The following is a 14,686-nucleotide window of genomic DNA, read 5'->3' as shown; positions in this document are numbered from 1 at the left end:
TTACCAGTTGTAACACATTAAAGACTTTTAATCTCAATATATAGGAGTCCCTATATATTGATGTTCACGCTAAAGTCCTTTCTCCAGCCCCAATTCGCCTCTCACCACCTCCGACTGATCAACTTTCACCAGGCTAATCGCATCATCTTGAACCAGGAAATCGTTCTCCTCCGTCCACTGCCAGGAAACATTCATGGGCACGTTCACGCCGCTTGCACTAAACCATACCTGAATCTTGTCCCCTTGGGTAGTCAGGTATACCTCGTTGAATGTTTGCTGGCTGGAGGCAGTAAAGGGTACCCGCGGGCAGGAGGCCAGGCGGGCCAGCACGTCCTGATCGTTTCGAAACCAGTTTTGCAGAAAGCCAAGGTGTTGGTCGGAGCACTGGTAACCCAGGTCTAGCGCCGTGAGTGCCCTGCATTTCAGGTTGCTGAGTTCCTCGTTCGCCTCACCATCCCACTCGCACGCACTACCTATAAAAGTAACGACATAGCCCAAAGCCGCCCGTTCAGCATCGGTCAGCTGATCAGCTAATGCCTGGTCGATCACAATCGTGCTCACTGAGTCCTGCAGTCCGGCGTCGTATACCTGCTCACGCCACAGGAAACGGATTTTCCTATTAGCAGAGGTATAGGCTTCTGTTTCGGTTAGCGGTATACCTGAGGCAACTTCTGCGATAGCTGTATCAGTCTCCACTGTGGAGCAGCCGGACACGAGAAGCAGGAAAAGCAGTAGCAGAGCTTTCATGATAAGGGGTTTGAAGCTCGAAGCGAAAGGGAATAGGAGCGGCTATACCTTACAGGTTGTCGCGCACGGACATGGCAGCCGCTTTGCGGGCAGGGCGTATGGACACCAGCATGGTAATGATCACAATAGCGGCCCCCGTCAGCACAAAGTCCATCAACACAAGCTTGACAGGGTAGGAGTCGACGACCGACGTGGCCATACCCATCGAAACAATGCCGAAGGTCTGCTGAAGGTTGGCGATCAGCATTCCCAGCGACAGACCGTACGAAGCCCCGATAAAGGCGACCAGCGCCCCCTCAAACAGGAATATGTTGCGGATCTGCTCTTTTGTAGCGCCCATGGAGGCTAGCACGGCAATGTCCTTTTTCTTGTCGATCACCAGCATGGAGAGGGAGAAAAAGATGTTGAGCGAGGCGATGAGCAGAATAAAGGCGAAGGTGATGAACACAAAGAGCTTCTCGACCTTGACGGCACGCAACAGGCTCGTGTGTTGCTCGTCGCTGTTCTGTACCAGGAAGCCCTCGCCCAGCACCTTCTGCAAGGCGCGTTTCACCGTCTCAATGCGTTGCCCGTTCTCTACCTTGATCTCGATGGCCGTACGCCGCCGGCCGTACTCCATGAGTTCCTCCGCAAACTGGATGGGCACAAACACATAGGCGTCGTCGTACTGCCGCTCGATGGCAAACACCCCGCCAGGCGTTATCTGCAATGATTTGAAAGCTCCTTCGGGGTTGAGTGGATTGAACTTGGTATTGCGCGGGTACATGAACTGCATGTTCGTGAACTCATTGCTCGTCCGGATGGATAGCTGGTACTGCACCCCCCGCCCGACCAGGGCATAGTAATTATCGTTGGCATACAGGTTATAGTGACCCTCCACCACCGAAGAGCCAATTTTGTTCTGCTCAAAGAAGTTTTCGCTCACGCCCTTTACCTTCACCACCATTTGGCGGTCGTTGTAACGCAGCAGCGCATTGTCCTCGATCACCTCTGTCACCAGTGCCACGCCAGGCGTGCGGCGTATGCGGTTCATAAACTCGGTATCCGTCTCAAAAGACTTGCCTTCCGCAGCCGATATCTTCAGGTTTGGGTCAAAGCTGGTGTAGATGGTCCGGATAAGGTCTTCGAGGCCGTTGAACACCGACAGCACGATGATGAGCGCCGCCGTTCCCACCGCCACCCCGATCATGGCAATGTTGGAGATAATGCTGATGATGTTCCTCTTCTTCTTAGAGAAAAAATAACGCTTCGCTATGAGATAAGGGACGTTCATTTAGCAGGTATAGGCGCTTAGGCTAAAGGTTGATTGTTGATTGTTGATTGTTGATTGTTGATTGTTGATTGTTCTTACAAAAAATAATTTTGTTGGCTGGCGGCTATACCTTGTTGATGTGACATCTGGTCTTTGATCTTTTCCTGCCTTCCCAGCAATTTAATTATTTGTGGGATCAACAATTTAACAATCAACAATTAGCAATTTAACCATTTAACAATTAAGCCATCAACAATTAAATTTATTTCCAGGCTTTCACGATCAGGCCGGTGCCAGAGTCGTGCTTGCCGTTCACATCAAGCCAGTTTAATACCAAACTGATCGGAAACGTGATCAGATAATAGAATGGCAGCAGAATAAAGAACGCCTTCGATGTATTCAACATCAGGAGCGGGTACTTCATGGACAGCCGCCACGAGATTTGCCCCGGCTTGCCATAAGAATAACGTGCCTCCACTTTGCTGAAGCCGGCCGAGAAAAGCTTGTCCTGAATTTCGCGGATATTATAACCGTCGCGTACGTGTTCCTCTATAAACGACGTTTCATCGTCGCCGTGCACGTCCGAGCCTCCCTGGTCAGAGGGGGTGGAGATCACCAGCATGCCACCCGGCACCAGCGATGCCTGGAAGTTACGGAACACTTCCACATCCTCCAGAATATGCTCCATCACATCCACTGACAGGATCAGGTCGTAGGTGTTTTCCTCGCGGTACTTAACCAGATCGCCAATACGAAACAGCACGTTCTGCCGCCCGATGGCTCTGAAAAAGCGGTTGCTGTCAGAAATCTGCTCTTCCTTCACGTCAACGGCCAGTATGCTCCACTTGCTGCTCTGGCTCGAGAGCCAATAGGTATACTGTCCGAAGCCGGAGCCCGCATCGAGTATGTGCTGCTCTGAGTTTTTGCGGTTGGCGGCCCACTCGCGCAACTCCTTGTGCACGTGCCAGGCACGCAGCAGGAGCAGGTCCAGCAGGTTGTAAAATACGCGGCGCAGGAAAGGGGTCTTGTTAAAAACATCGCCCAGCACGCGTTTGATCGGGTCGTACTGCATAAGGGTGTTGCTGCTTCTTAGCGGGTATAGGTGTCGTCCTCCTCGTCTTCCTCGGGAGCAGGCGGTATGTCGAGGTTGGCAAATAGTTTGTCGATCTTAGCGGAGTACTCAGCGGTATCGTCCAGAAAGAACACGAGCTCAGGCACTACCCGTACCTGGCTCTTAATACGCTGCGCCAGCAGGTGGCGGATCGTCTTGGTATTGACCCGCAGTTCCTGCAGGAGCATCTCGTTGCCGTCCTTGGCGTTCATCACGCTCAGGTATACACGCGCCAGTCCCAGATCGGGCGACACACGCACTACGCTTACCGATATATAGGCGCCTCCGAACAAGTGTGGCACTTCCCGCTGGAAGACCTCTGCCAACTCCTTCTGAATAAGGCGCGAAAATTTCTGTTGTCTTTTACTTTCCATATTGAAGATGCAAATATCATATTAATTTCGCATTTTTACCCCAATTGTGCCGTACTCATTTCGGCCCAGGCTGGTGTATAGTTCTTTCTAACTCCGTCTTCCTTTGATTAGTTACTTCCGAAGCATACTGCCTTCCCGCTTATTTTTGCTGGTATTACTGTTCCTGGCTATCCGGTTGCCTCTTCTCTTTTTGGGTATACCTGCTACCTCATCTGAGCTGCTGCATATGCTGGTAGGGGAGCGCATGGCGGGTGGTTTTGCCATGTACAGCGATATTTACGACACCACAGCACCGCTTTCGGCCTTCGTATACTGGACGATCGATGTGATAGCGGGGCGCTCATACCTGAGTTACCGGATCGTGGCTACGCTACTGCTGCTCTTTCAGGCGATCATGTTCAATGTGACGCTCAACCGGCACCAGGTATACGCCGGCAAGGGCTACATTCCGGCCTTGCTTTACCTGCTTATGGGCAGCCTTACGTTTGAGTTTGACATGCTGACGCCGCTATTGATCGGCAATACGTTCCTTATTCTGTCGCTCCCTTATATAATCACCATCTCGCGGGAGGGTTTTGAAAACAACCGCCTGTTTGTCGGGGGCTTTATGGTGGGACTTGCGGCGCTCAGCTACCTGCCACTGGCCCAGTTTCTGCTGGTGGCGGCCTTTGGGGTGGTACTCTTCGCCTCCAACACATTCAGAAGCTTCCTGCTGATGCTGTGCGGCTTTGCCTTCCCATATGCCGTGCTGTTTACCTACTACCTGTACACCAACACAGCTTCTCAGTTTGTGGAAATGCACCTGCTGCAGTCCTGGCAGTTTGGCATCAACCCTTTGGTACCGCCGGCACACCTGGCCCTGGCGCTGGCACTTCCCGCAGCCATCCTGCTCCTCTCGCTCATCAGCACCACTTCGCTGCCGCAGCGCCTCGTGTTCCAGGGCAAGTTTCAGCAACTCATGACGGTATGGCTCGTGGTGAGCGTTTTGGTGTTGGTGACACGTCATGAACTGTCAGTTGGCTCATTTGTGGTCATACTGCCTCCCATTGCCTATTTTGGCGAGTTTCTGTTTACAAGCCGCATCAAGAAGTGGATATTGAACCTGCTATTTTTTATCCTGCTGGGTGGGGTGTTGCTCATCCGCTACCGGCAACCCCTGGGTATAGCGTCCTTTGTGAAGATAGATGACTCCCAATTACTGCTTCCGGAGGGCGGTGCGAGCGGAGAAGTTAAAGGCAGCTCTGTTTTGGTGCTGGGCGACGACCTGAGCTACTATGAGCATAACAAGCTGGCGACGCCATACCTGAACTGGCAGCTGTCGCAACGCCACTTCGGCCGACTCAATGAGTACCAGGCCGTGTATGATCTCTACCAGAATTTCCGCCAGGAGACTCCGGAGTACATTGTAGACCAGGTGGGACTTATGCCGCAGCTGAAACACAAACTGCCGTCCGTTTTCGAAGGCTATGCACCCACGAAAACAGCGGCAGTCTATAAGAAAGCCCGCTAAACAGGCTATACCTGACTTAGCAAACCGGAATCTTGTCTACCCGGTTCTGGTGGCGTCCGCCCTCAAACGCTGTCTCCAGAAACACGCGTGTCATATCAGCGGCTACCTCCTGCGACACAAAGCGGGCAGGTATACAGAGGATGTTGGCATTGTTGTGCTCCCGGGAAAGTTTGGCCAGCTCGGTCTGCCAGCAAAGGGCCGCCCGTATCTCCTGGTACTTATTGGCTGTCATGGCCACCCCGTTTCCGCTGCCGCAGATCAGGATTCCAAAATCAGCTTCTTTGTTTACCACAGCCTTCGCAAGCGGGTGCACATGATCCGGATAGTCCACCGAAGCGTCTGATCCAGGACCGAAGTCTGTTACTTCATGACCGGCTGCCGTTAGCTGTTCTTTCAGCAGGTTTTTGTAAGTAAAACCGGCATGGTCGCCGCCAATCGCTATTTTATATCCCATTGTTCTAAGCGTTATTTTCGTTCAGTTTTTTCAAATCGCGTTTGATAATCCTTCTCGATACACCAATACTTACTTCATACAGGATGATCAGTGGAATGGATATGATCATCTGACTGACCACATCCGGAGGAGTGATGACCGCTGACACAATTAAGATTACGACAATGGCATGCCTTCGGTACAGCTTCATCACTTCCGGCGAGAGCAGGCCTGCTTTGGTGAAGAAATACACAATGACAGGCAGCTCAAACATGATGGCACAAGCCAGGCAGAGCGTCGTGAGCGTAGAGATATAGGAGCTAAGGTCAAACTCGTTGAGGATAGACGGATCTACCTGATAGCCTGCCAAAAAGTTGATCGAGATCGGGGAAACCACATAGTAGCCAAACAGCAGGCCCATCGCAAACAGGATCGATACCCAAAACACAGCGCCACGCGAGCTCTGCTGCTCCTGCGGATACAGGCCAGGTTTCACGAATCGCCAGATCTCCCAGAAGGCATACGGGAAGGCGCAGGCCAATCCCAGCACCAGCGACACCATGATGTGCATGGAGAACTGCCCACTCATCTGCCGGCTTTGGATGGTGAAACCCAGATCCTCTATGCACAGCACATCGGAGCCTATCCACTTTCCAACATCGCACATAAACCGATAGCTCAGGAAGTCTGTGCGGGAAGGGGCCAGGATAATATCATGAAAAACAAAGCCTTTTGCCAAAAACGCGGCAACGGCAAAAATCAGAATAGAGGCGAGTGAGCGGATGATGTGCCACCTTAACTCTTCCAGATGATCCACAAAGGACATCTCCTGCTGCGGCTCTACTCCTCCTTCTTCCAGGTACGGTTGGTCCATCAATCGTCGCTCTTAGATACTCTTGTGGTGTGATTAATAAGCAAAAAGTGGGTAGTCTTTCATCCAGCTGTTTACTTCTTTGCGCACCGCGTCTATTTTGCTTTCGTTTTCGTTGTTTGTCAGCACGTCATCGATCAGCTCCACAATGCGGGCCATATCCGCCTCCTTGAGACCGCGCGTTGTTATGGCAGCCGTTCCTACTCGCATACCTGAGGTCACGAACGGCGACTTGTCATCAAAAGGCACCATGTTCTTGTTGATGGTGATATCTGCCTTAACGAGTGTGTTCTCGGCCAGCTTGCCGGTTATACCTTTGGTGCGCAGGTCGATCAGCATCATGTGGTTGTCTGTGCCTCCAGAGATGATGTTGTAGCCACGCTCCACGAAGGCAGCTGCCATGGCCTGTGCATTCTGCTGCACCTGCTTGATATAGCCCATATAGTCATCAGACAAGGCCTCGTAGTAAGCCACTGCTTTCGCCGCGATCACGTGCTCCAGCGGTCCACCTTGCGTGCCTGGGAATACGGCGCCGTCCAGCAAAGAAGACATCATGCGGATTTCGCCTTTCGGAGTTTTGATGCCAAATGGGTTTTCAAAGTCTTTGCCCATCATGATCATACCGCCTCTTGGTCCGCGCAGTGTTTTGTGCGTGGTCGTGGTGATGATGTGGCAATGCTCAAATGGGTTGTTCAGAAGGCCTTTGGCGATCAGTCCGGACGGATGGGAGATATCCGCCATCAGCAAGGCGCCTACCTCGTCGGCGGCGGCACGCAGTTTTTTGTAATCCCAGTCGCGGCTGTAGGCAGAAGCACCACAGATGATTAGCTTTGGCTGCTCACGACGCGCTGTCTCTACCACTTTGTCAAAGTCGATCAGGCCTGTTTCCTGCTCCACGCCATAGAAACTTGGCTGATACAGTTTGCCCGAGAAGTTAACAGGAGAACCATGCGTCAGGTGACCGCCATGCGACAGGTCAAAGCCCAGGATCTTGTCGCCTGGCTGCAATACGGCGAGCATCACAGCGGCGTTAGCCTGCGCACCAGAGTGCGGCTGCACGTTGGCCCAGCTAGCTCCAAACAGCTCCTTAGCCCGATCGATCGCCAGCTGCTCTGACTGATCCACAATCTCGCAACCACCATAGTAGCGCTTGCCCGGCAGGCCTTCGGCGTACTTGTTGGTCATGACGCTGCCCATCGCCTCCATCACCTGATCCGAAACGAAGTTCTCGGACGCGATCAGTTCGATGCCGTGGGTCTGGCGTGCTTTTTCTTTTGCAATCAGGTCAAATATGGCTGTATCTTTCTGCATGGCTTCTTTGTTTTTATATTCCTTCAAAATTAAAGCTTGCGCCTGAATAAACCAATGTTTCAAATGTTTATATGAGGAAGGGACAGGTATAGCGGTGGTCATTCCTGCTCTTGGCTTGTATATTGGATTTTGCTATACCTGTACCGGGCGCGCTATACCTATGTATGATTCGCTATACCTGAGCGCAAAAAAAGAAGGCCCGCCAATTTGGCGGGCCTTCTTTTATAATAGGTGAGCTTTGGGTCTACTGCTTCATCAGTTTTACCTGCTCCATTTTACCGTTGAACTCTGTCATCAGGATGTAGATACCTGTTGGTAGGTTGTTGTTCAGGTTCAGAAGGATGGTGTTCTCACCTTCCTCGATGTCGTAGCTCAGGTTCTGTACGGCTGAGCCATTCATGTTCACGATACGCACATTCAACTTACCTGCTCTGTCGGCGTTGTATACCAGTTTAGAGTCAGCGTTGATTGGGTTAGGATACACTCTTGGGCCAACTGCCAGGTTCACGCCGTTAGACGATACGGCCACCACTTTGCTGTAATCGGTTGTACCATCCAGGTCTACTTGCTTCAGTCTGTAGTAACGTGTGCCGTTGAAGTTGCCTTTGTGGTTGAACTGATAGTCATGACGAAGCGAAGTCGTGTTCACTTTGCTCTTCACTTTGCCTACAGCCTTAAACTCACCTTTCAGGTCTTCTGTCATCTGCACTTCGAAGTAGTCGTTATCCAACTCAGAAGCTGTCGCCCATGTCAGTTGAACACCGTTGCCTTCTTTTCTGGCGTTGAAAGCGATGAGTTCTACTGGGAGTGGGATGATTTCAGACTGTAGGGTTACAGTAGCTGTCATTGCTTCTAATGAAGTATGATTAGCAAGTACTGTCTGTCTACTGCTCTCATCATTCGCAACTGCTGTGCTATTATTTCTAGCATAAACAACCTTTGTCAAGTTACCGTTTTCGTCTGCTGAAAGCGTCATACCTGTCGTCCAAGCATCTTCTGCAGTTGAGTTAGGATCAAGTGAAAGCAGATATGGCATGTTCTCACTTAAGGAGATAGTTAAGTTTTGTCCCACTGCGAGGTTGGTTGCCGTTACAGTGTAGTTCTTAACCTCGTAATTCCACACACCATTTGTTTCAGTCGCTGCTTTGAAGCTTAGCACTGTAGGGCTAACTGTAATATTCGGTCTTATGATTTCAAGCATATCTTCGCTCGTATCAGTGCCTACTATAGTTGTTACAGTTACTACAGCTGATCTAGGTGTTGTTCTTGGCACAATCATTTCCAAGGTGTGCTGACTCTCCTCGTAATAGCCAAATACATTTGTGCTGCCTATTCTCAGACCTTGCACACCTACTAAGTTGTAGCCTCTTACATTTATAGTTTCAAGCAGACGAGCAGGTCTGTCAGCATCAATAGCGCTATTGTCGGAGGCTCTTTCGAATCTTACTACTACTGGGCTGGTTACTGTGTACACGTCAACTTCAGTATCTCTCGATTCAGCCGTAGTAGTTGAACTTACTTCATTTGTCAGTGTAATTACTCCTGTAAGCGCGTTGGCTGGAACTTCTACTGTAATTGAACGAGCAGTCACAAGGTCCTGTGATTTAACTTCTGCAGTTAGCTCAATTTGACTAGCAAGTGGAGCAGGAACAGCCTCACCACCATGACCTTTGAATGACACTTTTATCATGCCATTAACTGCAATCAGGTTCTCGCCAGTAATAGTTACAATTGAGCCAGATGGTCCTTCTTTCGCATTAAAGTCATACACAATCGGCGCTTTCACTACTCTGAAGATTTGAGTACTTACCACAGTAGTTCCTTCTCCACCTCCAAAAGGAGTGGTTACCGCTATTTTACCGATTGTAGCTCCTACTGGTACTTTAACGGTTATAGAAGTTGAGGTTACTGTTGGGTTGACAGCTTCTACTTCATCTTCTTCTCCATCAATACCCAAGAAAGTTACTTTAGTGGCGTCATCGAAGAATGTACCGTTGATAATCAACTCGTCACCTACAAGACCAACTACTTTGCTCAGGCTAGTGATAGTTGGCGTACCAAGAACAGTGATTGTACCAGCTGCTCCAGAAGATTGTCCTGTGCCGCTCTCGCTGCCTACTCTAACAAAGTAATCTCCCGCCGACATATTTGCTGGAATATTGGCAACAATTACATCTTCGCCTGCCTCGTTTGCACTTGGTGTTAAGGTGAAATTTGTTAGTGGTGTTACAGTTCCATTAGTACCTGTTCTTACTAGAGATAACGTAGGGTTGGCACTAGTAACTGCTCCATTCCAATATTCGTCGAAGCGTGTACCTTTTATCGTAATAGTGTTTACGCCAGCGTATACTCTTCTGTCTGCAGGGCTTTCTTTACCTGTTTCGAAGACATTAGAAATTACTGGCCTATATATTGTAAATACGTCTGTACTACCTGTGCCACTTGTTGAGGTTACTGATAATGTATTTGTTGTATTGTGGTTGATTACTGGCGCCACGAAGGTGATAGTACCTGTGCCTTTCACCGTATCAGTTAACTCAACATTATAACCAGTAATTGGAATGTTACCATAGGACATACTTCTTATGTTGATAAAGTTTGTACCTGAGATTGTTACCGTTTGGCCTGCATAAACTGCTGTAGGTGTAACAGATGATAACACAGGAGCAAGTACATTAAACTGTACTGGCTCACTTTCGCCGCTACCAGACATAACTGTTACACTACCTGTTCTGGCAGAACCTGGTACTGTCACCGTAATGCTAGTGCCTTCTGGCGAATAGTTTGTAGCTTCAACCTGTGCTCCATTGAACTTAACAATTGGCGCTTTCACATCCTCGCCACCTTCATTGTTATTCAATGTTTCATTCCAGTATTGCGTAAACAATTCCCCTGTAATCGTTAATACTGTTTGGGCTGCGTAACCTTCAGTAGCACTGATGCTGGCTATCTTAGGTTCTTTCACAGTATAGTCATCAGCACTCACACCTGAACCAGCAGGAGTAGTTACTGTGATCTTACCTGTTCCTGCATCAAACGGCGCCTTAACAGTAATCAACTGGAAGCGGTCAGCTTCAGTGCTGCCTTCAACTTCGTCTACTACAGTTATACCTGTAGTAATCTTCTTTCCGTTAAAGTCAATTTCTGTTGCATTGGTGAAGTATTGACCTCTAATTGTAACCAGCTGGTCCGCATAGCTCTTAAATGGAGATGCAGTGTTGTTTGTGAATGTGATGGCAGCAGGTGTTGGAACTATAAAGTTCGCATAAATTGCTTCACCAGCATCTGCAGTAACTACTAAGGCACCAGTAGTAGCCGTAGTTGGTACTGTTACTGTAAGCACGTCGAATGTTTCATTAACTGCAATATCCGCTGTAGCAACTGCCACACCATTAAAGGTAACAGACGTTACATCAATGAAGTTGGTACCTGTGATGGTTACCACTGTTCCACCAACGCCGCTGTTAGGGTTAACTGTTGCGATGGTTGGTGCAGGTATAACAGTGAAAATTTGGTCTTCTGCTGTTGTAAACACTGAATTCTCACCTTCGAACAGAGATAATCTACCAGTTGTAGCACCTTCAGGCACTTTCACTGTAAGTGTTCTACCTTCAGCGTTTGGCGTTACTGCTGCTTTTGTTCCATTGAAGGCAACCTCTGTCACATTCTGCATCAACCAGCCAGTAATTGTTACGTCATCACCTACTTTACCGGTAGTAGGGGTGAAGCTGAAGATTTCTGCAGTTGTTGCAACTACATATGTATCTGTGCTTGGCTCGCTTGATCCGGCTGCATTCGTTACTATCAGGTTACCTGTAACAGCACCTGCAGGAACCGATACTTTCAGCTGAGTAGGAGTAACGTCTCTAGCTGGCGCATCAACACTGCCTTCTGCACTTGCAAAAGATACCGTAATATTTTCGCCGTAGAAGTTTGTACCAGTGATAACAACTTCACTGCCCACGATGCCTCTTTCCTCAACAAATGAAACAATAGTAGGCGTTTTGATTACCGTGAAGTTTACAGGCTCGCTGTTGCCAGATGCGTTTGTGATAACGATAGGCGAGATAACAAGTGCTTCCTCTGGAACTGTTACTGTAATCTGATTATCCGATACAACTGTGAAGCCTTCTGTACCTTCTGTCGCTGCTGGTATTACTACACCGCCAAAGTTTAGTGATGTTGCGTTGTCGAAGTTATAACCATTTATTGTTACTGTGGAAGCAACCACACCCATAGTTGGCGTGATAGACTGCACTACTGGGCGAAGAATCACTTCAAACTCAACTTCAGAAACAGCGGCGTCAACAGAGTTTCTAACGAGCAGCTTACCTTTGCTAGCTGTCGCACCTGTTGGTACACTGAACACAAGCTGTGTTTCGCTGTCGTTAGGTGTTGTAAAGGTTACTCTTGCATCGGTATCTTCTTCTGTATTGTTATCTCCAAGGAAAACAACCTCTGTTACATACTTCAAGTTTGTGCCTTTCAATGTTATCTCTTGACCAATCGGACCTTCATTAGGTGTAAAGGCTATGATGGTCGGCGCGAGCACCACATCAAATGTTCCGTTCCAAACACCAGTACCACCAAGTGGTGTCGTTACAGACACAGTGCCTGTAGTGGCTTCGTTAGGTACAGATAGAGTGATTACACTGCCCGTATTTGAAATGAAGTCCGCTGCGGCTACTGTACCATTACCAATTTTAACAGATTCTGCATCTTGGAAGTTAGATCCTGTTATAGTTATTTGAGCATTTCTTTCACCATATATTGGGTTTACTTCAGCAATAACAGGAGCTGGCACAAACTCAAACTCTTGTGAGCTTGTCGCTGATTTTTCCCCTGGAGCAATTAACTGCAGGAAGCCAGTGGCTGCACCTACTGGTACAGTTACTGTCAACTCAGTATCCGTAATAGCAACTAGGTTAGTACCATCAACACCTTCGCCTTCAGCACCAGCGAATACCACGCGGCTTACGCTTGCCAGGTTTTCACCAAAGATAGTGATTGTTTTCCCTGCACCTGTTTTGGTTGGGTTGAACTCTACTGGGGCTTCACCTTCAACGATTACACGCGCTACAAAAGCTGGCGCTGGCACTTCAAATGGATCGGCGCTAGTTGCTATACCCGCAGGGCTTGTCACAGTTATTGGACCTGTGCTCGCGCCAAGTGGCACGGTTACCGTTATTTCGTTATTTGTTTCATTAACTGTGAAGCTTGTTACAGCGACACCATTAAACTCAACTTTCGTCACATTGTGGTAGTTTTCACCCGAGATGATTACTTCTGTTTCAAGAGCTTCTCCAAAAGCAGGAGAAAAGGTTATGATAGTCGGCTCTGGCACATCGAACGCTATACTTTCTACACTACCCGCTGGAGTGGTCACAGTTATCGGACCTGAACTAGCCAAGTTAGGTATAGTAGCGGTAATTTTGCCGTTGTGATTAACAGTGAATGTCGCGGCTGCTCCATTAAAAAGCACTTCTCTTGCATCGATGAAGTTGTTGCCAAACAATTCTACCGTAGCACCTGCTATACCTGAGATTGGTGAGAAAGGAGTGGTTGGGTCAAATGTCGGCGCTAGCACTGTAAAGTCAACTTGTGCTGTTGTGCCGTACTGTGTCGTAACTATAATAGGAGAGTTTGCTACTGCACCGTAAGGTACATAAGCAATAATCTCTGTACCTGCTGCATTAATGGTAACTCCATCTACTGTGCTTTCTGCACCTGTAGCATCTTTAATAGTCAATGTCGCAGGCACTTCAATTTCCCCAAACTTAACTGTAGCGTTATTCAGGCGGTTACCTGTAATGGTTACAGCCGTTCCAGGCACGCCACTAGTTGGCGTAACTGCAAGTACTTCCGGAGTTTGCACCAACTCAATCGCATCAAGCAAAACGTAAGCTTCAGAAACAGAATTAAGCGTGAAGCGGATATTGGTCGTAGCTGCCGGAAGTAAATCCGTCAATCGCTGCGCAGTTCTTGCTGGTGTTATGGCATTTGCGCTTTCAGTTGGCGTATAGGTGCTCCCATTATCTGTAGAATAGCTAACAGTAAAGCTCGCACTATATCCAGATCTTGTTGTTACAGCTTGCAGGCTATATCTCAATCTGAAATCAGTAGTGCTTGCGTTTGCAAAGCTAATTTGGATGGTAGCGCCCGCACTCCTGAACTGTGCTGAGCCTTGGCTTCCGCCTTCTAAGTCCTGCCCAGTGATGATGGAGCCAGTTTTTGACCAACCTTGAGGTAGTTCTGCTCCCCAAGGACCATCATAATTGATTGGCAGTGTAGCCTGCGCCAATGCGGCGGAGACCAGACCCAGCATAATCACGCACTGCAGGAGCAGTGAACGCAATAGCCGGCTTAAAGTGGGATTGTAGAGTTGTGCCATAGCTAAAAGTTAAGGGTTACTAATTTTATTGTGCTGTTTTAATGAAAAGTTAATTGCCACAAAATAAGATAATTTATCTTTCATTTCAGCAATCAATTAGACTCTTTTTTTGTCCGATTTTAATATTTACTTAGTAATATGCCTTTTTTGATTTGTAGTGGCCTTTTTTATATATAGCCCTATTCAAGGGCACATGGACACTTTTTGTTATATGCCTACCCAGCATATGAATAAAAAGTGTTCGCACATTGTTCTTCCCATATTGCATTGTAAAAGTATATATATAAAATTCTTATTATTATACCTCTGTCTTTAATCCAATCTACCTTAGATGCTTATTGCACAATTCTATAAACATTTTGGTTTATGTATATAATAGAGCATTTTTTTGTCCCAGTTATATGGATAAAGCCACAACCTTCTATTTGCTGTCTATTATATTTTGCGGAACACCTTTCATTAGGTTTAATCTCTTGAAGAGATAATCTCTTTAGTCAATAATTCTCTTGTTCTTATCGCCTTCCCCTACACAACCACTTCTAATATTGACTTCCTTCTTCCACATACCCAGTGATGCCTATACTCTGTTGCTAGCTTCCAAATGACTCGAAGAGCGCCCTTGCCATAAAGCAAAAAAGGGCAGCTGCATTTTATTGCAGCTGCCCTTTTAAAAAGCTAGTAGTATC

9 protein-coding genes are annotated in these 14,686 nt (G+C 48.1%); 1 reads left to right on the top strand and 8 read right to left on the bottom strand.

Annotated elements, in window-relative coordinates:
• Nucleotides 1-69: 69 nt before the first annotated feature.
• From IEV97_RS07215 to rbfA, 4 genes are all read right to left on the bottom strand, one after another.
• Nucleotides 70-747: a hypothetical protein gene (locus tag IEV97_RS07215; RefSeq protein ID WP_188500827.1), complete on the bottom strand. Its 678-nt coding sequence runs from the start codon at nt 745-747 to the stop codon at nt 70-72.
• A gap of 49 nt (nt 748-796) precedes the next feature.
• Nucleotides 797-2,020, bottom strand: a complete 1,224-nt coding sequence (locus tag IEV97_RS07210; protein ID WP_188500826.1) for an ABC transporter permease — start codon at nt 2,018-2,020, stop codon at nt 797-799.
• A 241-nt stretch (nt 2,021-2,261) separates the two neighbouring features.
• On the bottom strand, nt 2,262-3,071 hold the full coding sequence (locus tag IEV97_RS07205) for a class I SAM-dependent methyltransferase (protein WP_188500825.1): 810 nt from the start codon (nt 3,069-3,071) through the stop codon (nt 2,262-2,264).
• A 17-nt stretch (nt 3,072-3,088) separates the two neighbouring features.
• Entirely contained in the window at nt 3,089-3,484 is a 396-nt protein-coding gene (rbfA, locus tag IEV97_RS07200; protein WP_188500824.1) for a 30S ribosome-binding factor RbfA, read from the bottom strand.
• Nucleotides 3,485-3,629: 145 nt separating this feature from the next.
• Here rbfA and IEV97_RS07195 point away from each other — a divergent pair, with 145 nt between their 5' ends.
• Nucleotides 3,630-4,994 (top strand): hypothetical protein, encoded by a 1,365-nt coding sequence (locus IEV97_RS07195; RefSeq protein WP_188500823.1) that lies wholly within the window; start codon nt 3,630-3,632, stop codon nt 4,992-4,994.
• A gap of 16 nt (nt 4,995-5,010) precedes the next feature.
• On the opposite strand, the gene rpiB is transcribed toward IEV97_RS07195, so the two are convergent.
• The 4 genes from rpiB to IEV97_RS07175 form a co-directional block, all read right to left on the bottom strand.
• Entirely contained in the window at nt 5,011-5,448 is a 438-nt protein-coding gene (rpiB, locus tag IEV97_RS07190; RefSeq protein WP_188500822.1) for a ribose 5-phosphate isomerase B, read from the bottom strand.
• A gap of 4 nt (nt 5,449-5,452) precedes the next feature.
• Entirely contained in the window at nt 5,453-6,301 is an 849-nt protein-coding gene (tatC, locus tag IEV97_RS07185; RefSeq protein ID WP_188500821.1) for a twin-arginine translocase subunit TatC, read from the bottom strand.
• A 33-nt stretch (nt 6,302-6,334) separates the two neighbouring features.
• Nucleotides 6,335-7,609: a serine hydroxymethyltransferase gene (glyA, locus tag IEV97_RS07180; RefSeq protein ID WP_188500820.1), complete on the bottom strand. Its 1,275-nt coding sequence runs from the start codon at nt 7,607-7,609 to the stop codon at nt 6,335-6,337.
• Nucleotides 7,610-7,853: 244 nt separating this feature from the next.
• Nucleotides 7,854-14,000 carry an IPT/TIG domain-containing protein gene (locus tag IEV97_RS07175; protein ID WP_188500819.1) on the bottom strand — a complete coding sequence of 2,049 codons (6,147 nt, stop codon included), beginning with the start codon at nt 13,998-14,000 and terminating at the stop codon, nt 7,854-7,856.
• Between the last annotated feature and the right edge of the window lie 686 nt (nt 14,001-14,686).

This window comes from Pontibacter amylolyticus (assembly GCF_014638845.1).
Classification (GTDB): domain Bacteria; phylum Bacteroidota; class Bacteroidia; order Cytophagales; family Hymenobacteraceae; genus Pontibacter; species Pontibacter amylolyticus.
Note: the sequence above shows the minus strand (reverse complement) of the source record. Positions and strands in the feature narration are given on the sequence as shown.